Consider the following 22,162-nt stretch of genomic DNA (forward strand, 5'->3'; position numbering starts at 1 on the left):
GTTGTGAATCCTTCGAAGAATTAATTGGTTTTTTCAAGAGGTTAAGTGTTTCAAATACAAGACATTACAGGCGGTCAATAAGTTTTGACAAGTTATGGGCGAAAAAACACACAACCCTGACAAATACAAAGGAAGTGGCGTCAATATTCCGTCGTCAATAATATGACGTCTGATTTTTGACTTTATTTTGGATTTTGTCATGGTCAGCCAGTCATTAATATTTTGTATGATTTAGGGAAGTATTGTGTCAATTGTCCAACGTTACCTAGCCTTATTCTCGCTGATGGCTTTATTCTCTGTTCAAGCTTTCGCTGCAGATGAAATTCAGATCTTTTCCAGTCCAACTTCTGGGTTGTCTTACGAAAATGAGGCCACCATTACGTACACTGTTAAAGTCAAGAATACAACAAAACGCACAGTCCGTGATGTATCAGTAAAGAATGCCATTTGGGATGTGATGTCTGGTTCGGACAGAGTTTTCAGCAGTTTGACCGTTTCGGACACCCATTCGCTGGGCGCCACCCCGGGCTCGTATGCTGTTAGTGATAGTAATCTGGATGTGAGTGGAGCTGAGCTTCCCCCACAGGGTTATGTTACTTATAACATTGAGGCAAGGGTTTCTGGCAAGGCTAGGGGTAACATTACTTTGGGCGGTTCAGAAGTAAAAGGAATGGTTTCTGGTACAGAAACCACTTTTAAAGATAATGATAAGGTCACTCTGACGCCTGCCGAATACGATTACACTCTCGAAGCTTCAGTAGATCCGGGAGAATATAACGTCGGTGGCACACTCACTTATTCTTTGACTGCAACTAATACTGGCAGTTATGCCGTAAAAGGGTTAGATATTAAGCAAGTTTTTGCATCTATCGTAGGGCAAAGGATTGATAATTCGTCAGGTGATACTTTTAGTAAGGTTACAATCAGCGCAGTCGCTTCCTCCGGCAGTGATGCGGGTAATTTTGCAACTAGCGGAGATTTATCGGTTGCTGGCGCAGAGCTCTCTGTTGGTGGTCATATCACCTACACTATCCAAGCGACGGTTGCATCGGATCTTGTTTCCAATATTAACACTGAGGCAACAGCTACCACCCGCGCTGGAACGGTTATCAGTAATGCGCTCTCAACCCCTCCGGCTGCGCCTGTAATCGAACTTGAGCACAAGCTGAAAACGAAGAAACCATACTTGATTAATCATCCGTTTATTCTTGAATTGACGGTGAGCAATAAAGGTGGCGCAATTGCTCATAATTATCATGTAAAACAGAACATTGAACAGGTTATTAGTAACCTTGGCCTCGCTAACGATTTAAAGCCTGAAAACAACAGCGCCGATGTAGATGGGAATCCATTCACTACTTGGAATATCGAGGTTTCAGACATCGGAGCTCACTCACACTCAGACTACAACGGCAGTTCACAAACGGATGCCGACTTTGATGATACTGTTTCTCTCTATCCGGATGAGTCGATCACCTACCAAATTAAAGCAACTTTAGCGCCGATCACGATTGGTACCTTGCAAGGTTTTACTGCTTTAGTAACGAATGAAACTGGAAGTTTGGTCGAGAGGGCAACTATTTCCGATACGGTTAAAGCAGAAAAAGTATTGGGTGCCACTGACTCAGAAATCTCAATTTCTAAAACAACTTCTGCTTCGGAGTATATACCCGGTGATATTATTGAATACGAAATTGCCGTAAAAAATGACTCATCAAAATATTTTGCCAACAATGTGTTAGTTCAAGATAACCTGACCTGTACCCAGACTGATCAAGTAGGGGGAACAGGAGTTGGTCAGGCTTTTAAAGAGTGGAAAGTTGAAGTCATTTCGGGTCAAGATTCGATTGGTTCAGATCCGGGATCTTTTAACTACAAAGCTTGGACGTCAAGTCCAATTTCGCTTACGCCGGACATAGCACCGGGTCAAACTATTAAGTACAGACTTACTGCAAGAACCAATGATAGCAGCACAGGCTTAATTCTTGATAATGACATGGTGGGTTGTTCCGACGATAACGTGACAGAGGATGGTTCTGGTGTTGAAACACCAGACGATAACTTACTTGTAACTAAGGATGTCGATAGTCGTTTTTACTCCTCGGGTCAGGAGTTAACTTATACGATTAAGGTAACGAATAATGGTAAAGGGTATGCTGACCAAGTTAAGGTGTTGGATAAGCTTGACTCAATAAAAACAATAAACATTTACGGCGATGAAATCCCAGCATATTCCAGCTGGACAATTACGGCCGTGGCTGAAAAGGAAAATGGTGATCCTGCACCGTTTTCTGATACTGGTATCTCAGGCGAGGTGAGTTCTCCCGATAATTTAGAAGTTAGCGCGACCCTTGAGCCTCACTCTCATATCGAATACACCATCGTTGCTAAGACAAATCCCCTTGCAAATGGTCACATTTCAAATCAAGTACAAGTTGATGGCTCTGTCTATGCAGACAGAGGCTCCGATCCACGAGACTTTGCTATTGAGCTTAATCAGCGAGTTAAGACTAACACCGATAAAGATTTTCATGGTGATCACACCGGATACTCAAAGCGTGATACTGAGGTGACTTATCAAATCAGCCTAAAGAATGACAAAGAAAACGGCTATGCGACAAACGTGGGGGTGAAGGATTTATTATCAAAGATTACCGCAGAGGTTTTAGAGCCGGATGGTAAAAAGAAAGCCGTATTCAAATCTTGGACGATTAGCGCCGATATTATCTCTGATGATCCTGTACTCAATGGTAACGCGACTTATACTAACGTCGGCACGTTTGCCGACAGTACAGACCTACATACAACAGCTCAGATCCCGCCAAACGTCGAAGTTTTGTATACGATTGTTGCACAAATTGATCGTACTAATGAAGATGAAATTCTTTTTACTCGATTTGAAAACACAGCGAAAATACAGACGTCGGACTCAAACATGCAAAGTTCAGCGTCTGACTCGGCTGTAGTTTTCCCCCTCGACCCTAAGGTTATTGTTGTTAAGACCACGCCTAATAATTTATTTGTTCCAGGCCAATGGGTCACCTTCAAGGTGACTATTTTGAACATGGGGCCTGGTTATGCCAATGAAGTGCACGTGAGTGATAAAATTAAAGAGTTAGACGCATTCTCAGAGTGGAAAATTTCTGCTTCTACTGACTCGAATAACTCTCCTTTCAAAACGGGCAGTTATGCAGGAGAAAAATCTGGTTTCCAAGATGATGACAATATCAATAGCTATATAGATCTTGATCCTCAAGTTAATGGGGCGAACGGTTCCGTTGTTTACACCATTCGAGGCAAGGTGAAAAGTAATTATGTCCAAGATGAAATATCCAATACTGCAGAGATACATGACCCAGCGACGAATCTGAATCAATCATCGTCGGCGCAAATCGGCAAGAGTATCGATGATTCACTCAACGTTTCTATTCTGAAGACCGCTGATAAAGTCCGCTTTATACCTGGCGATGATGTGACCTATGAAATTCGAATTCAAAACAACGGCGCCAACACAGAAACTGGTCTCACAGTTGTCGATTTGTTAAATGATATTAAATCGGTACTCGCTAACAAAAAAGACTCTCATTTCGCAGATTTCCCAAACCAGCAGCCATTTGAGTACTGGCAGTTTGATTATGGTGATGGGGCAGGTTTCCACGATAAGACTAAAGAAAATTTCATCTACCCACTGGCGGGTGTGTCTAACACGATGACACTTGAGCCTGATGAAATTCGTACTTTCCGAATCAAGGCACGTGTTAAAGATAACGTCGTTGGTTCCCTGGGGCCAATGGGAAGCCTGAATAACAAACTTAAAAACGATGCTTATGTGTATCGTGATTTTGGTAAAGTATCCGAAAAGTCTCATGTGTCGCACTACGAAATGGAGCGCGCTGACCCCGGCAGTGATGTTGTCAGAAAACTCTTGGTTAACGGAGTGGAGTCTAAATACTACTCTCCGGGCGATCAGCTTACCTATCAAGTCACCATCTCTTCTCATTCAGGCTATGCAAATAACCATGCAGTGAACGAAAATATTACGAGTGTGACTACTCAGCTTTTAGATGGCAGTAAAGGTACACCATTTGATAAAGGCTTTACTGTTGATGTTAGTAAAAACGATAACAACGGTGGTCGTGGTACGACGGATGGCAAGTTGGACGGCACGGTTGAAAATAACCAAAATATTGTTACGAGAATCGATGTTGCTGGTGGTGACTCTGTAACTTACCAAGTCGAGGGCATTGTTCGCGAAGATGCTGCTGGCACGATCACGATTGGCGGCATCACTGTTATTCCAAAACCCTACCATCTATTGTTCAGTAAAACAGTAGATCAAGCAAATTACCAACCGGGGAGCCCACTCGATTACCGATTAATAATTGAAAATGACAGTGACGGTAGTGCATACAACATTCCTGTTAAAGATCAAATGTCTACCATCATGGTTGATCTTGTGGGCGGTAAAAGTGGTCAAGCATTTGATTCAGGTTGGACGATAGAAAAACGCATTTTGAATGGCAGCAGCAAAGCGATCCTCGATCTCGATGGAAGCATTGCTGATAATTTAAATATCAATACTCATGCATCGATCCCACCTCATACTAAGATAGAGTACGCGGTGACAGCCAATGTGAATAGCAACGCCATTGGTCAAATTGTGAATGTGCTTAATGTTGACGGCGACAGAGTGAGCGCTGAGAGCAAAGCGTCTGCGGCTAAGTATGACTTCTCTAAACGTGTTACTAAATTCTACGATCAGGATGGAACCAGTGAATTAGAGGGCGGCTACACGCCTGGTGGTTACATCGAATATGAGATCTTGCTGAAGAACTCAAACAATGCCCACATCAGTCAGATGCCAATTAAAGATGAAATCAGTAAAATCCAGACGGAGTATTTCGATGGGAAGGGCCGCGCGTTTGACTCATGGACCATTGTCTCCAGCGTTGATTCGAGTGGTGTTAGTAACGCGGGTTCTGTCAGTAGAAATAAAGACATCGATACCAAGTTTAACTTGGCAGCAAAAAAAACCGAAACAGGCGACACTTTTGTTAAATATACGATCAAAGCGAAGGTCAGTGAAAAGGCGGTAGGGAAGATCCTTAACGTTGCATATGTTGGTGAAAATCACCGCATAGAATCAAAGCCAGTCAATATGCTGCCTGCAAGTATCGCTAAAACGCACAAAGCTTATTCGGATACGGCATTTACTCCGAGCAAAGAGAAGACAACTTACAACCATACGCTTGATGGTGAGAAGATCGTTTACCACTTGCGTCTGGAGAATACAGGTAAGGGCTTGGAGTATAATAAATCTCTCCAAGAGTTTTTCTCTAAAGTTAAAGTGCGAGTCGCGCAAGACGCAGCAGGTGAGCTTGATACGCATACCCTTGCTGCTTTTGAACAACACGGATGGAAAGTTACTGCAACTACCTCGGGTGAAGCAACTACGCTGATTGATGGTTACATAGGGGGTAAGAACGAGGACATCGATATTGCGACGCTATCAATTGCCCCGGGTGGTTGGATTGACTTTGTCATGGAATCTCAGATCCGCGAAGATGCGCTCGAACAAATTTCAGTGACACCGAAATACAATGCTAAAGGCTTCAAAAATTCAAAAGTTCAACCAGAGGCCAGCAACCTGATGGTGAGCAAAGAAATTGTCTCTATCGGTGGTAAATCTTATGTATCCGGTGATACCTACAAACCTGAAGATGAAGTCATCTACAAATTTAAGGTGAACAATACCGAACCAGTGTGGAATGACAATACAGATATCCACGATCTGCTCTCCAATGTGCATGTTGAGGTAATCGGCGGAGCAATAGAGCCGGCGTTTTCAAAGACCGAAATTTCCCATGTTTTTACTTCAGATGGTACGACGGGAACACAGGATACCTACATCGAACCTTACGATGCGAGCGATGACCTTGATCTATCCGTTGATCTTGCTCCAGAGGAAGGCATTGAGTTTACCGTTAAAGGTAAAGTTCGCCCTAACGCGGTGGGGGATATTGATGGTAATACGGGGAAAGCGGGTAATCACAGTGATACAACAGATGTGATACCGCCGGTTGCTCCTGTCCTGACTTTTAGTAAACAAGTTATCAATACTACGTCGGATACTAACACTTGCACTTTCCCATCTGACGATGGAGCGGGGTGTCATTACAATCCGAGTGGCCAAGTTCAGTACCGAATTTCAGTGAAAAACGACGGTGAAAGCATAGCGAACGATGTATCTATCGTCGATAAATTAAACGAAATCTATACCGAGGCAGTAACACCAACATTGGCGTTTTCTGACTACAGCTCTGCAATCATTTCTGCACCAAACGCTTCACGCTTTGATATCTCAGGTCAGTACGAAGGTCCTGTTCCTCTCGATGCGACGTTTGATTTGATGCCGGGTGATGAAGTGGTTTTTGGACTGAATGGTACTGTTGCTTTTGATGCTTTGGATGACATCGTCAACGTGGCATCAATTAACGGAGTGAACAGTAATGAAGTAAGGCTAGAGCAAGGTGATTCTGACATCATTGCTCAGAAATCAACAAGTACACCTACCTACACTCCTGGTTCAACGGTTAAGTACAAGATACAAATAAGGAACGAAACAACGAGTAACCAAGTCGTTGCTGTTGAGGACTTAATTGGTAGCTATACGGTAGAAACAGCAGACGGAACCTATCAACCAGCTCTGGATTCATGGACTATCAATGCAGAAGTTATTAGTGATGGTAACGGTGCAACGGATATCAGTGAGTTGGACGCACTTGAAGGTACCTCAAGCCCTACAATCAGTAACAATATTAAACTAGGAGCAAAAACAGGGGGGGTGTACTCCATCGTTCAAATTGAGATTGAAGGTGTGGTTCGTAATGATGCAGTTGGTAAATTCACAAACAACGTAAGTATCGATAAAAAAACGTATAACTTAAATGAAAAGTTCATCTTCCCAGAACCGGGCACACTTACTGTTTCGAAAGTTACCTCAAGCACTTCAGCGATTTACCATCCGGGCGAAACCATTGGCTACGACGTTGAGGTGAAAAACACGGGTGCAGGTTATGCGAACGATGTAACGATTTCAGACCTTTCGAGAACAATTCGTGCAGAAAAAGCAGGTGGAGCCTTCCCTGCACGTGCTTTTGATCTCTGGTCAGCAACAGAAGTGACTGTAGAGGGTACAGATCCAACTCTGACTCAAGAAATTATGGGTTCTGAGGTGACAGGCGACAATGGTTATCAGGTACGTTACAACATTCACCCAGGTCACACAGTAAAGCTCCATGTTGAAGGTGTCGTAAAAGAGGATCTTGTTGGTGACATTACTAACGTGGTTGAAGTGAGTGATTCAAATGGTACGCAAACGGCAGACGCGACTTATGTGGCGGCAGTGGCCGATCTCACCGTCGACAAAAAGGTTGATAAGAGCCAATACGAATCGGGCGATATACTGACGTACACAATCAAGATTAAGAATACGACAGCCAATTGGGCAAGTGACGTCACCGTCAAGGATTTGATCAATGACATCACGTCGACCGACATTAGCGGCGCTCCTATAAAAGCGTTTGTACCCGGAACGGTCTCTTTCCAGGCGACTTCAAAAACAGGGGATACCAAGTTCCCATCGACAACTGATGAGTTTTTGGATGGCAGCCTAGACATAGGCCCAAATGATGTGGTGACTATTACGGCTGAAGGAGAACTGGACTCAGCAGTGGTGGGTGACGTCATCAACAAAGTGAAGGTGATCTACAATGGCGAGACCAAAACCGCTGAGGCGATCAGTATCGAGAAGATCCCGGATTTAACCTTTACCAAGGAGCCAATAGATGAGTTTTACAGCCCAAATCAATTGGCAGGTTACACCCTAAAAATTGTTAACGAAGGAAATAGTTACGCCAATGATATCAACTTGAGAGATCAAATTGGTGCGCTGACCGTAGGCACCATCGATGGCTCTGTAGATCAAGCTTTCTTGCAATGGAGGGTTGAATATGAAGCGGGTAATCCACTGACCACGGTTGACGCCAATGCTTTGGTTGTGAATAAAGACATTGATTACAACATCGATCTTGCGCCAAACGACACCATCACTCTTAACGTTATTGGCTTGGTGAATCCAGAAGCGACGGGGGATATTGTTAATCAAGCAAGCTTGAACTTTAACAGTAAAGACAGGATGGCAAGTGCCACGCTGACACCGTTTCCGGGTGATATCGTTCTGGAGAAAACCACTGATGAGCGTTATTACCATCCAGGCGAGTTATCTACCTTCCGAGTAAAAGTGACCAATAATGGTTCCGGTTTTGCTGATGGTGTAAAAGTAGAAGATGTCATTTCTTCACTTGAAGTAGAAACATCGGGTGGAGCGACAGAGCCCGCATTTAACGATTGGACGATAGTCACATCCAAAGGTAATCCGCGAACAATCATTGAAACTGTGCCTGGTCCAAATGGAGACGTTTCTACCAGCCTTGATATTGCACCAGGCGATACAGTTGAGTTTGCCATCACAGGAACAGTAAATAGCAGTGCGGTAGCCGACATCGTTAACACCGCGACTGTTGACTTTGGTGGCGCTAATACAGAGGCGACCGCAATACTGGAGGCTTTGCCTGAAGAGGTCCGGATCGAGAAAACGGCAGAGTCACCGAACTACATCCCGGGCGAAGATGCCGTGTTCCATGTTCGTGTATACAACGGTACCGAAGGTTTCGATAACAATATTGAGCTTGATGACATCTTATCGGGCATTAAAGCGACCAATATTCATGGCGTAAACGAAAGTGCTTTCGTGAGTTGGAAGATCGAGGTGACAACCAAGGATAGCCGTACGACGATCACACCAATGCCAGTTGACGACCATGATATCCGTTCGGTAATCGATATCGCGCCGCATGATATTGTGGACTTCAAGATTACAGCAAAAACAAACCCATTGGCGGCAAGTAAGATCACCAACATTGCCACGGCAGATTTGAATGGCGTCACGCAACAATCGAGCGCGACCATTCAACCTCAATCACAGGGTATCTCAATCGAGAAAACGGCTGACACTCAGTACTATGTCCCAGGCAAAGAAGCGACATTCCGTGTCAAAGTAAAGAATGAGGGAACCGTTCCAGCGACAGGCGTAGAAGTGAAAGATGCCATCAGTGACCTCGACGTGGTTCGTTTGGATGGTATGACTGTAAAAGCGTTTGATACTTGGCGAATCGAGATCAATAAGGGCAGCCAAGATACTGATATTAATAACATTCCGAGCGCAGGCGAGGACATCGATTCAACGCTGACGATAGCGGCGAATGATGAGGTGGAGTTTGTTATTACTGGTTTGGTGAATCAATACGCGACGGGAGAGATTGAGAATACGGCAAATGCATTATTCCGCGCTGAAACTCAAGAGGCGACGGCAACGCTATTGGCGATGCCAGAGTCGATCAAGCTCGAAAAAAACGTCGATAATGAGTTCTACCGTCCGGGTGAAAACGTTACCTACCATGTAGTGTTAAGTAATGAATCAGGCTCATTTAGTGAGGAGATCGTTCTTAAGGACCTTATCTCTGAGTTGAAGGTAAATACGGTTCAGGACACCGAGGCAGCAGCGTTCACCAGTTGGAGTATGACAAGCTCATACAGCGATGATCGCACTCGAGTTTTACCGCAGATTCAGGGCGAAAATCTTGATGTGAATAGTCATGTGATTATTGCTCCCAACGATAGGTTAGAGATTGTAATAACAGGTGTGGTGAACGCCGATGCGATGGGAGAAATCACCAACCACGCTTTTGCTTACAACAAATCAGAAAGTGATGTATTGGCGGATGACTTCGTAACCATCAACCCACTACCTATCATTTTGTCGGTGACCAAGGTAGCGGATAAAGCCGAATACACGAACGACGATGATGAAATTACTTTCACAATGACGGCGACCAACCGAGGTTCTGCGGATGCAGATAGCGTCAATTTGTTGGATGAAATCGATAAGCTTGTTGGTAACAATGGAAATCCACTATTCACCACGTGGAAAGCAACCATTACCGAGCTCAAGTCTGGCGTTGTGATTTCAGTTGATTCAGATAGCAATGTTGATTCAAATCGCACCATGAAGGCATACCAGGGCAATGAATATGAAATCGTAGTGACGGGTGAAATCAATCAAGGCATTGATGATACCTTCACCAACGTGTTTACCTCAACCGCGTCGACGGGTGAAGTCGCTTCGGCAAATGTCACGATTAAGGTTAAAAAGCAAGCCTACAACGAAGGTGAGCTGAAAGTGACCAAGGCAGTGAGTAAATCAGAAGCCAGCGTCGGTGATGTAGTGGAGTATGAAATCGTTATCTCCAACGAAAACGACAACCCATTTACGGGGGTTCGTTTGGCAGACCGTTACCCTGGTGGTTTCGCTTACATACCAGACTCTACTGAAATGGTCATCAGCGGCGAAGATGGCATATTTGACACAACCGATGACATCCGAGTCAAGGCAGAGCCAACGAAGACCAATCAACTGTTATTCGACGTGGGCGACATGAATATTTACGGTAAGGACGATGCGAAAACCGCAGATGCCGTACGTATTCGTTATCTAATGCGGGTGAGTGTAGGCGCAACGTTTGGCGTATACACCAATACCGCATGGGCAGAAACGAAAACTGCTGACAGTCGTTCGGCACACAACTCCACGTCACACAGCACTTCGACCAATTACGTAGTGAAGTCGAATCTGGCCAGTGCGAAGGTTGAAGTGATGCCAGACAAGCTATTCGATACCGCTTCGATCATCGGTAAGGTGTTTGAAGATCACAACGGAGACGGTTTCCAAGCGGATGCAACTGCCGATGACATTTGTATCGATGTTGACCTAGCCGCAGGCGATTATATTCCGAACTCCACTTTCATGACTCAAGATGGTGTCGAAACCCAACTTACAGACGTGAAACAAAAACACCAAGGTCATGATGTCGTGACGTCAAGTTTGGATGAAGGGTATGACGTCGATGAGTTGTACGGTCTATCACGTAACCGCACTCTCGAACACAGTAATAAAGTGGTGTTCCAATTCAATACGCGAACTCGTCAAGGTTTCCCTTTGAAGGTAACTACTGATAACGGCACACGTATCGAATTCGATAAGCAGGGCAATGTGATCACCAAGAATAAAGGGGACAAAAAGAAAGGTCTGTCGGCAGAGAATATCGATGTGATGAGAAACCTCTACCGAGATGGTGATAGGTACTTATGGGAAATCATTGTCGAGAACAAAGGGCTTTACGAAGATGGTATCCCGGGTGTTCGATTGTTGACTGTCGAGGGCATCATTATCGAGACAGACCAATATGGTCGGTACCATGTTCCAGATCAGTGGGTATTGAATAAAAAAGGTAAGCAGTTCTTGGTCAAAGTCGACACAGACTCTCTACCAACAGGTATGAAGGTAATCAGTGAGAACCCGAAAGTACGCCGAATTACACCAAACAAACTGACAAAACTTAACTTCAGTATTCAAAGCCGTGAGGACAATTAACCGTTCTGAGTGTGGACACTGGCTGGGCGAGTTCCAGCCAATTTCTCAAGTGGTTAAGCAGGATTATTATGATTAAATTTAGACAATCAAAACTAACAATGTGTATCGCGGCTACGTTACCGATGCTTTCGTACGCGAAAGACACCAGCCAATTGGAGAAACTGGATGGTGATGCATTAGGAATTGAAGTAAAAGCGCACAAACAAACGGATAACTCTCGTATCTACTTAGATCAAGGTGCAATATGGGTAAGCCGCGATATTATGCGTTTTGACCCCGTACTTGATCTGAGTATTAGCAGTGATATTGAAGTAAAAGATGGCAAGCCAATTCAAGAAATGAGTTTTGCCGTCACAACCAACTTCAGCTACTACGTTGACCATTATCAGTTGGAAGTTTTCCGAGGTGGTGATCGTGGCTTGGTCGACCCATTAGCGGTCGTAGAAGGCCAACAATTTGCTAACGATTTCAATATTGTTTGGGATGGTAAGACGGATAAAAACTATCAATTCGAATCAAATACTCAGCTTCTATTTAGGCTTAAGGCCTTTGATAAACAGGGTAACATGGACGTGACAACGGTTGGTGTGATTGACCTTGTTGAGCCGGATTCTGAAGTCGATATTGATAAGAATGAGGGGGAAGCAAAACTAAGCCGCAAACTGGGTAAAGCTGAGCTGATGCGTCATAACATCCCAACCTCAGCGGGTTTGGCAAGATTTATGGGGACGGGACTCAAAGGTGTCGATAAAGTTGTTATCGGTGAAGACGAATTTGATGTGGAAGACGGCGAGCTATACGGAGAGCAATATCTGCCAGCAGATGCCTACTTATTCCCAACTCGTGTTGTATTCGATAGCGGTGAAGAACGTCGCTACCAACTTTACGTGCGTATTCCTGATGAGTACTGGGTGCAAGCTGGCCTTGCGGATTTTTACATTGGTAAAAATAAAGTGACGGGTAACTCGGCGGCGTTGGCCGTTGATGACCAATATCAAGATGACATCTACAATCAAGGTCGTTTAGCCTACTTTGGTCAGGGTAAGTTCGGTGACAAACTCAGAGTTACCACTCACTTCGATACAAAAGAGAGCGACGTACGGGACATGTTTAAGCACCCGTTTGCTTCTGATTCATCCAGCGTATTCGACATTCTAGAAGACGACGATGAGATGTTTTACGGCAACTATGGTGACAGCGCCAATATCGAAAAAGTAGTGAACACCAAGGGTAAGGTTTACCTTAACGTTGAGTACGATAAATCCAATGTCTTGTGGGGTAACTACAACACAGGTATCACCGGTACTGATAATAATGATTACAACCGAAGTTTATACGGTTTAAAAGGTGATTACCGATCTCGCTCTACGACCAAGTTTGGTGAAGACCGTCTTAATGTTGTCGGGTTTGCTGCTGAATCGGATTCTTTATTTGGCCATGATGAATTTGAAGGTACTGGTGGTTCGCTGTACTTCTTGCAACATGGTGAAGTGGTGCCAGGCAGTGACAAGGTAATGGTGAAAGTTGTTGACCAAGATAGCGGCATTACGCAGCAGGAAATGCCACTGCAATCAGGTCGTGACTACGAAATTGACCCGTACCAAGGCCGCATAATTTTGACGAAACCGCTGAATAACATCATTGCAGAAAACTTCGGAAGCGTGCTCAACGAATCATCTGGTTCGGGAAACGAGAACTATCTAGCGGTTGATTATGAATATGTCCCTCAAGGCAGTGATGCGCTTGACTCAATGACTGCTGGTGGTCGTGTGAAAGGTTGGGTAAATGACTACGTAGGGGTGGGGGCAAATTACCAAACTGAAGAAAAAGACAATCAAGACTACGAAGCGTATGGTACGGACTTAACTCTGCGTGCATCAGAGGGTACGTATTTGAAAGCTGAATTTGGACACAGTAAAGGACGCCAAACTGATTCCAACTCCGTCTCTTCTGATGGCGGTTTGAGCTTTGCTCAAATCGGAAGTGATGAGAAACAGCGTGAAGGTGATATCTACCAAGTGAAAGGGGTGATGAACTTGTACGATGTCGCACCGAACATCTTTTCCGCTGTGGGTAATGACGTAAAAGCTTGGTACAAATCCAAAGATGCAGATTATAGTTTTGCTAGCCAAGATGACGATTTAGAGCAAGAGTCTTACGGTACCGAAGTTCGTTTTCAAGCGACCGATCGTGTTGCCGTAAAAACGCGTTTTACTTCAGATGAAGAACGAGAATCAGATGGTGACTTACAAACCGATACTCAACAAGCAGAATTAGAAACTCAAGTTAAAGTCACTAAGAACATCAAGGTCTCGGCCGCTGGTAAACAAGTTGAAGAGCTAAATAATCAAAATGAAAAAGGTAAGGGTACCTTAGCTGGCTTGCGTGCTGACTATATCTGGGACAGCGATAACAACGTGTACGTCAAAGGTCAGAAAACCGTGGGGCAGAGTGAGAAATATGATGAGGATGACAGCGTCACTTTAGGCGGCGAAACCCGCATTCTGGATGACTTCGTGGTTGGTGCGGAATACACAACCGGTGATCGCGGTGATACGGCAGAAGCGAGTGTGACGTACGACGTAACTCAAGATTACAGCACTTACTTAACTTATGTCGATGATACATACGAAGACAAAAATAATGTGATAGTTGGTCAACGTGCAGATCTAACTTCGAGCGTTGATTTTTACCAAGAAAACCAATTTGTTGATGAGGACAACGGTAAAGGTCGTATTGATTCATTTGGCTTCGGTTACGACATGACCGACGATATTGACATGGGCATCAGCTACCAAAAAGGCGAAATTGAAGACGAACAGAAGATTACCACTGAGCGGCAAGCGGTCAGTGTGAGTACGTCAATTGATGTTGATGATGTGCTGTTTAAAAATAAAGTTGAATACCGAGTCGATAAGACCGATGACTCAGCAGAACCAGATAAAAAACACATCGACCAATGGGCGACAACTAACCGTTATACGCATCATTTAACGGAAGAGTATACCTTATTTGGCAAATTCAACTATTCGCGCTCGGAGAGTAAATCGAGTGATAGGGTACTGGCTCGCTTTATTGAGTCAACGGCAGGTTTAGCATATAGACCAATCTACAACGATCGTTTGAACTTGTTAACACGCTACACCTATTTGGTGGATTTCGATCAGCTTGATCGCGACGTGGATTATACAGATGAAGAGAGCCAAATTATCGAAGTTGAAGGTATCTACTCGCTAGACGCGCACTGGGATTTAGGGGCGAAATATGCCTTTAAGAATAAGCACGAAATCTTTACTCGTCAGTCGGATGAGGATATTCCGGTTGATAGCAAAATTTCGCTATATGGCTTGAGTGCCTCTTATAGCGTAATGAAAGATTGGGACGTAACGAGTGAGTATCATTGGAAGACGGATACTACGTACGATGAACTTGAACAAGGTGCACTGGTTTCTGTCAATAAGCACTTGAGTGATAACTTCAAAGTCGGCGTGGGTTACAACTTTTCAGGCTTTGATAGCAACCTAGCGAATGACGATGATTACGATGCATCTGGTGTGTTCATTAACCTAGTTGGTAAGTTATAAGAGGGCGATATGAAAACGACGATTCGTTTGTTAAGCGGCATGATCGCAGGGGCAATATTGGTAGGTTGTTCGGCGGATGCGTATGTAAGCCAAGAGAACCGAGAAAAGTTTGCCGATGTCAATGTCTCCAAGTTTCTGATCAGTGAATGTTTAGCACCGCAGCGTGAAATACATATTGCGGTTGCCGAGCATTTCGACTTCGATGAATCCGTCATTCGTGAAGCTGATGCGGCAAGCCTAGATGCGTTCATCCGTGATATTCAAGGCTTGAGTGGGCGCATCACGATTGTTGGTCACACTGATTTTAAAGGCTCTGACGAATATAACGAGAAGCTGTCTATGCGCCGTGCTGAATCGGTAAAAGCGTACCTAGAGCAACAACTCGACCTAGATCAATACGATTGGGAAGTGAAGCATTTTGGTGAGTCACAGCCGCTTGTTTTAGGAGAGTCGGATCAGGCTCGAGCTGAAAATCGCCGCGCTTATGCGATGTTTGAAGAGGCGAAGAAATACGAAGAAATGCCTTTCTGTGAGCCACCAAAACCTGAGCGTAAAATTTACATGGCGATGACACCGCACTTCGACTTCGACAATTCGGAACTAAAACCAGAAGAGCTCTCGCAATTAGATGATTTCATCGCGAAACTGCAAGGTTTGGAAGGTAGCATTATGGTGGCTGGTCATACTGACCAGGTTGGCGCGCTATCTTATAATGAGCAACTGGCTGAGCGCCGAGCACAAAATGTGGTGGCGTACCTCAAAACGAAACTCGATCCATCGCAGTTTGCGTGGGAAGTAAAAGCATTTGGTGAACTTCAACCTGTGATTAACGAAGTCTCCCCACAAGCGAATGCATTAAACCGTCGTGCCTTTATCGTATTTAAAGAAAGTGAAGTGGGTAACTGACCGAATAATTTGGTAAGGTTGCTTTTTAGTCAGCTAGCTATCTGTTGTCTCAGTGATATTTAGCGTGAAAGGTCAACCTATCCAAACCGAACAGGGAGTCAGGTGATGGAAAAAGTACAGCTAGCTATCGATTTTCTCCTCACGCACAAAATTTTATTTTCCGTATTAATCTTACTGTTTATCGTTATTCTGCGTCGCTTTATTCTGTCTCAAATCCGCGGCGATGACGCCTTTATTACAGAAGAACAACGTAGCTGGATGTCGAGAACAAAAAATGGCGCATTTGCCACTACGTTGCTCTTGTTGTTTATCCTATGGAAATCAGAAATTAGCGAATTCGCTCTTAGCGTAACAGCGATTGCCGTCGCGATAGTGGTGGCTTCTAAAGAGATCATTTTGTGTTTCACCGGGTCCATTCAACGCGCCAGTTCGCGTTCATTCCGCATTGGTGATTGGATTGAAGTCGGCAAATTATGTGGTGAAGTCATTGAGCACAATATGATGGCAACGGTAATTCAAGAAATCGACCTACATCATGGGCAATACCATTTTACGGGGAAAACGGCGACGTTGCCCAACAGCATGTTTTTCACCTATCCAGTGAAGAACCTCAACTTCATGAAACGTTACGTTTACCATGACTTTTCTATAGTGGTGAAAGACTTCGTTAATCTCTACCCACTTTTGCCGTTAGTGACCGATAAGATTGATGAACATTGCCGCTATTTTTCTGATGTTGCTCACCGCTACAATGCAATGATCGAAAAGCATGCGGGTGTCGATCTGCCTGGGGCAGAGCCGCACATCCATATCTCAAGCAATATCAATGGCGAGCAAATTGTGCATATCATGATCTTTTGTCCTACAGATAAAGCAAACCACCTAGAGCAACTGATCCGTAAAGACTTTATGTCGCTTTATGAGCAGCGATTTCCGCTGAATTCGGAAAATTGAGCATGATTTATATCATGGACGGAGCCAGGTAAGTCTTGCGGTAACAATTGCCTCTAAGCATTAGGCCAATGGGCCAGTGCACAATTGTGTCGCTGCTACTGCAATTGGCTTAATCTAGACTTGCTGTAGCTTAATTATGTTTCTCTAATAACGATGAATCGAGTACTAGCATCGAAAACGTCTTTATGCCCCTCGCTAAATCATTAACTCGAATATCTTAACTAGAAGGAGTGTGGCATGAGGGAAGCAAGAGCTTCCCATGTTTGAGTTGTTCAGTTGACCTTTTCTCAGACCACTCTGTTACCAACTGATACAGAGACCGACGGCATTATATTAATTCAAACTTACCTTTCATGATTGCCCAGTGGCCAGGGAAAGAACAGAAGAATGAATAATCCCCTTCCTTACTCATCTTATCAGTGCTGAAGGTAATAGAAGTGCTTTCACCGCCGCCTACAACTTTGGTGGATGCATAAACACGCTCGTCATTTGGTTTCACGTAATTGTTCTCAAGGCCAGCAGACATCCCGTCTGTACCCACAGCTTGCAAGTTGGCCGTGTCTGTGATCACAACGTTATGACCCATTGTCTCTGCGGCTAACTTACCAGTGTGGTTTAGCGTGAGTGTCACCTCTTTACAAGTCGCCGGAACGCTCAGTGTTTCAACAGAAAACTTCATCATGTCGTTGGCATCAACGGACACTTCACATCCTGTACTTGCTTGCGCACCAAAACTCGCGCCTGATATGGCAATAACCGCTGCTAATAAACGTAAAGACATTCAATACTCTCCATTTTTGATTGTTAGGTTGCACCTAGATTCAATTCATCCAAACATTGCCGAATATTTTGTCTAAAAAAACGAGCCTTGACACCTATATTGACGTTGTTCAGCAACATAATACCTCAACTTTAATTAGGATGATCATTTGGCTGGCTTATTTTTGTGGTCAAATTATTAAGTATTTGTAATGTGGAACTCTGATGTGACGAAGTTTAATAATGCAAGAGTTGCTATATCTCTGGTGGCAATTTCAACTAGTTGTAAGTAAATATTTCAATAATCTTTAATTTGTAATGCAAACCCACTTACATTCACAATACCATCACAAATGCAACCAAAAGTTATTTATCGATACGAATAAATAAATCTATCAATAAAGCAATGCCATTTATATAATTTGAACTAGAGTCCCAGTATAAATCGTTCATATTATCAATGAATACGCTGTCATCAATTTGACGAGTGAAATCGCTAAACTATTGACGAAATTTTATGCAAAAATGGTGTTACTTTTTGTTACATCCGTCCGCTGCGCTGCAAAAAAAGTTCATGCCTATAATGACAATTCTCCTACTGTAGATTATATAAGCTATTAATTATGAAAAAGAATGTATTAAATTTCATGCCGAGTGTTTTAGCACTTGCGATAGGTATGGGACTGCCTACCGCACAAGCTGGAGTTGTGAGCGAAGCCACGGTTGTTGGTTCTGAAAGCCAATGGTGGAACACTTATAAAGTGACACTGACAAATGATGGTTCTGAATCGATAGAGCTGCGTGATGCCAAGGTTATATTTGACTCAAACCTGTCAATGGCAGCTCCTGCTTGGGCTGCAACAAGTGTGAGCTACCCTGGTATGGCTTTTACAAGCAATGAGAGCGGGAATGTCTTTGAAAATACGCTTACCCTTGCTTTTGACAGCGGTAGTTGGATCAAGACACAGCTTCCAGCAGGTGAAAGTATCGAACTTACGCTGGGTGTCAGTGGCGTTTTAGACCTCACTTTACTGCAAAACACGATCCGTCTAATTGCGGATGATGGTGAAGTGGGTGAACCAGAGCTCTCGATTCAGTTGGCATCACCGACAAACGGTGCCGAATTTGAAGAAGGGCAAGTTGTTACTATACTTGCTAACGTTAAAGCGACCAATACGAGTGTTAAAGCGGTGACTTTCTTCGCTGATGGCGTTCAAGTTGCACGCGTAACACAAGCGCCGTTCCAAGCGAACTGGGCGTCAGTTGGTTTAGGTTCGCACACGATTACAGCAATGGTGGAAGACACTTCTGGTCTCACGCAAGAACAGGCAGTGAGCATCACAGTTAAAGAAAAGCAGGTTGAGCCACCCTTGGTTCCTGAGGTAAATGAACTCACTTTTGTTACACCAACACAAGGCCAAAAGCTGACTGTTGATCAGGCAATGACAATTACAGCGCGCGTAGATGGTGAGTTGATTTCAACGATAGAATTTTGGGCGAATGAGCGCAAGCTAGGTCAACATAGCATCACTGCCAATCAAAGCACCTATTCGCAGCCTTGGACGCCAAGCGAAGTGGGTAATGCGGCGTTAAAAGTCGTGGTGCTAGATCAAAACAGCAAACTGGTAGAGGAGAGCACGATTGCAGTAGCTGTTGAGGCCGAATCTAGCTTTGTAAGCCCGGAAGTGAGCTTCTCTTCTCCTGCAAACGGGACTCAGTTTGAAAAAGACGAGACAGTAACGGTTTCTGTCAGAGCGACGGATGCGGATGATGATTTGTCTCGCGTCATTGTGAAAGCAAACAACCAGCAAATTTGTGAGTTTGATGCATCAACGACGAGCCAATACTCTTGTGATTGGACTGCTTCTCAATTGGGTGATGTCACGCTAGAAGCGGTTGCAACGGATGCCGAAAACCTTACGGCAACAGCACGTGTGAAAATCACCGTGGAAGAGGTAGGCACTCCAACGCCTCCGGGCGGTCTATGTGCCGAATTTAATGTGTATCCAGATTGGACTAATGGTGATCACGCGGTTGGTGGTGACATCATGGTTCACAAAAACATTGCTTACTCGGCATCTCACTGGACGCAGAGTGTTCCGGGTAGTGACGAATCATGGCTACTGCATTTGAATTGTGACGGTACTGCGCCGGGAACCGCACCAGCGCTATCATTGCGCAACCCAATGGATCCTGTACGTCTTGAAGTTGCTGGTTGGCCAAATACATTCGTTGTGGCTAGCCCATCAACTCAAGCACCAAGTACATTGGCAGTCGAGACAAGCAGTGCAGAGGTATTAGCAGACGTAGAACAGCTAACGCGTGCGTTCATATCTGTAATAGAGCAAGCGAATAATGCAGGTTCGGCATCGATCGTTATTCAATCCAATGTTCTAGACCTTGCAACACGAGACAAGGGCGAGTCATTGGGGACGGTTGCAGTTAAGCAAGCGTTAACAAGTGCTATTGATATCACGGGTAGTAATATCAATATTGATGCGATCAATGCACTGAGTGATGATGTTAAAGGTTGGGCACATGCTCATAACTTGATATTCACTGCTCTTGCACCTCAGGCAACATTTGGTTGGTCACTGAGCATAGGTGAATTTGCTTACGATTCACATTCTGGTCGTCAATCCGTATGGGATAAAGCTTCAGTCTTCTCCGCTGATTTGCTTAATAGCTTTGAGCTGTACAAAGCGGACTCCGAAAATAAAGCAGACTTTGTTGCCTTCACCAAGTCGAGTGAGACGGCGGCACTAACGAGCGAGCAGTGGCATAACGCACTTGAGTACATCAAGCAGGTAACCGATTACGTTGATGCACCAGCGATGCTTACAAACATGCCAGCAGAGCAAACGGTAAACTACTTCATGGGGAATACGCAAAGCGAGCAACAAGTCCGTAAAGCGGCTTACAGCAACGTATTTGCATTGATGTTTGATCAAGATTCTCAGGAATTAACCAGTAAGATTGAACAATACCAGACGGCGAAAGTACCGCTGTACTATGTAGGTGAAGAGTTAGAGAAAGGTTCACTGACTCGCATTGAGGCACTAAACCAAGAGCTGACAAACGCTGCAAGTGTCATGGATAACGAAGCCTTCCTGTATCAAACTCCGGGGTCTCAATGGGTTCCTTCAACAGTTTACAAGTGGAATGATTTCCTAGATGGCTTGAACGCAATGCACAACATAGGTGTGGCGGGCAACAAGTATTGGCTGATGGACGATGAGGTTGATGATGCAACCAACATTAAATATGCAAAAGTGGCGATTGCAGCATTCCTTGCGCAAAGTATGCAAGAGACTATTCGTTACAATGCGTGTGATGAAAATAACTGGTCTGAAGTAAAATACGGTGCACCAACGGATTACCCGATGACGGCAAGCTGTGGTCAACTTGAGCAGAAATACGCAGATTACGGTGTAAACCCAGTGTCTGGTTTGGATCACGCTTACTCTTGTCCTCGTGATAATAAAATGGAAGTGAGCGCGCTAACACACGCGAAATGGTACGGTGCACCAGCGCCAGTGTTTGCTGCTCCTGACGCAGTACTTGAAGAACGCGGCCTATTGGTTAATGGTGCAGTAGGGCGTTGGACGAACAGTGGACACTGTAATGACAACCCTGAGAGTGTCGATACCTCTAAGCAAGTGTGGGAGCGTGATACGTGTAGAGTCTACGTTGACCAAGAAGCGGGTCACTTTGTTTGGGATGGTAGCAGCCAAGAAACTGTAGAAGGCTGTGGTTGGTGGGGCCGTGGTGTAATTCAAACCACAGGTCGTCAGAATTTTGGCACACTAAACCACTATTTAGGTCGTTCACACGTTGATCCATCAACTATCGGTAAGACGATTGACGGAGTGACGGTTGAAGCACCACCTGAGAATCCTCTGTATGCAGAGTTGGATTTCTGTTCTAACCCAGGCCTGATTTGTAGCTCAGAAGAGAACAGAGAGATCAAATGGATTGCAGGTCTGTTTTATTGGGTATCATCAGTACAGACGTACAATGATGAAGGTGGTCAATACGCAGACTGGAACTACTACAATGAGCTGAAAAAATATGTGGATAGTGGTCTACAAGGTTCTCAATTTATTGATGGCGTTTCAGGTATCGTTAACCGTGGTTGCCCTGATTTAAAATGTTCGACTGGTGAAGTTCACAATGTAAGCGAGCGCCGTGATAACTTTAAATTAGTGCTACAAAAGCTAGGTCTTGATCCTCGTTAATTAGGATAGATAAATATTGATGAAACGGAGCCATCACTGGAAAGTGGTGGCTTTTTTGATTGAAATATCGGTCGTTTATCTTTCACTCTATGTTTGATTCGATTATTTATTTTTCTAGCTATAGCCATAGTGGTGAATGACGGGTCATTCAAGCGTGTTAAAACGCTGGT

The 22,162-nt window shown here is 44.3% G+C and carries 6 protein-coding genes; 5 read left to right on the forward strand and 1 reads right to left on the reverse strand.

The features are described 5' to 3' along the window. Positions 1-457: 457 nt before the first annotated feature. The 4 genes from AND4_RS00545 (at position 458) to AND4_RS00560 (ending at position 16,995) form a co-directional block, all read left to right on the forward strand. Positions 458-11,551: a DUF11 domain-containing protein gene (locus AND4_RS00545; protein ID WP_043991403.1), complete on the forward strand. Its 11,094-nt coding sequence runs from the start codon at positions 458-460 to the stop codon at positions 11,549-11,551. A 68-nt stretch (positions 11,552-11,619) separates the two neighbouring features. Beyond that, the gene (locus AND4_RS00550) at positions 11,620-15,135 is read left to right on the forward strand and encodes a hypothetical protein (RefSeq protein ID WP_009840912.1); all 3,516 of its coding nucleotides are present in this window, start codon (positions 11,620-11,622) and stop codon (positions 15,133-15,135) included. 9 nt (positions 15,136-15,144) lie between these two features. Then, on the forward strand, positions 15,145-16,041 hold the full coding sequence (locus tag AND4_RS00555; protein ID WP_009840913.1) for an OmpA family protein: 897 nt from the start codon (positions 15,145-15,147) through the stop codon (positions 16,039-16,041). A 105-nt stretch (positions 16,042-16,146) separates the two neighbouring features. After that, positions 16,147-16,995: a mechanosensitive ion channel family protein gene (locus AND4_RS00560; protein WP_009840914.1), complete on the forward strand. Its 849-nt coding sequence runs from the start codon at positions 16,147-16,149 to the stop codon at positions 16,993-16,995. A 328-nt stretch (positions 16,996-17,323) separates the two neighbouring features. Here AND4_RS00560 and azu read toward each other — a convergent pair whose 3' ends face one another. After that, a complete protein-coding gene (gene azu, locus AND4_RS00565; RefSeq protein WP_009840915.1) occupies positions 17,324-17,776 on the reverse strand; it encodes an azurin in 453 nt (150 codons plus the stop codon). Positions 17,777-18,377: 601 nt separating this feature from the next. On the opposite strand from azu, the gene AND4_RS00570 reads away from it, so the two are divergent. Beyond that, positions 18,378-21,992 carry an Ig-like domain-containing protein gene (locus tag AND4_RS00570; RefSeq protein WP_009840916.1) on the forward strand — a complete coding sequence of 1,205 codons (3,615 nt, stop codon included), beginning with the start codon at positions 18,378-18,380 and terminating at the stop codon, positions 21,990-21,992. The last annotated feature ends 170 nt before the right edge of the window (positions 21,993-22,162 follow it).

It is taken from the genome of Vibrio sp. AND4 (assembly GCF_000171815.1).
Classification (GTDB): domain Bacteria; phylum Pseudomonadota; class Gammaproteobacteria; order Enterobacterales; family Vibrionaceae; genus Vibrio.

Coding starts and splice junctions, on each gene's coding strand:
- AND4_RS00550 (WP_009840912.1), top strand. CDS start 11,620: ATGATTAAATTTAGACAATCAAAACTAACAATGTGTATCGCGGCTACG.
- AND4_RS00570 (WP_009840916.1), top strand. CDS start 18,378: ATGAAAAAGAATGTATTAAATTTCATGCCGAGTGTTTTAGCACTTGCG.
- azu (WP_009840915.1), bottom strand. CDS start 17,776: ATGTCTTTACGTTTATTAGCAGCGGTTATTGCCATATCAGGCGCGAGT.
- AND4_RS00545 (WP_043991403.1), top strand. CDS start 458: ATGTCTGGTTCGGACAGAGTTTTCAGCAGTTTGACCGTTTCGGACACC.
- AND4_RS00560 (WP_009840914.1), top strand. CDS start 16,147: ATGGAAAAAGTACAGCTAGCTATCGATTTTCTCCTCACGCACAAAATT.
- AND4_RS00555 (WP_009840913.1), top strand. CDS start 15,145: ATGAAAACGACGATTCGTTTGTTAAGCGGCATGATCGCAGGGGCAATA.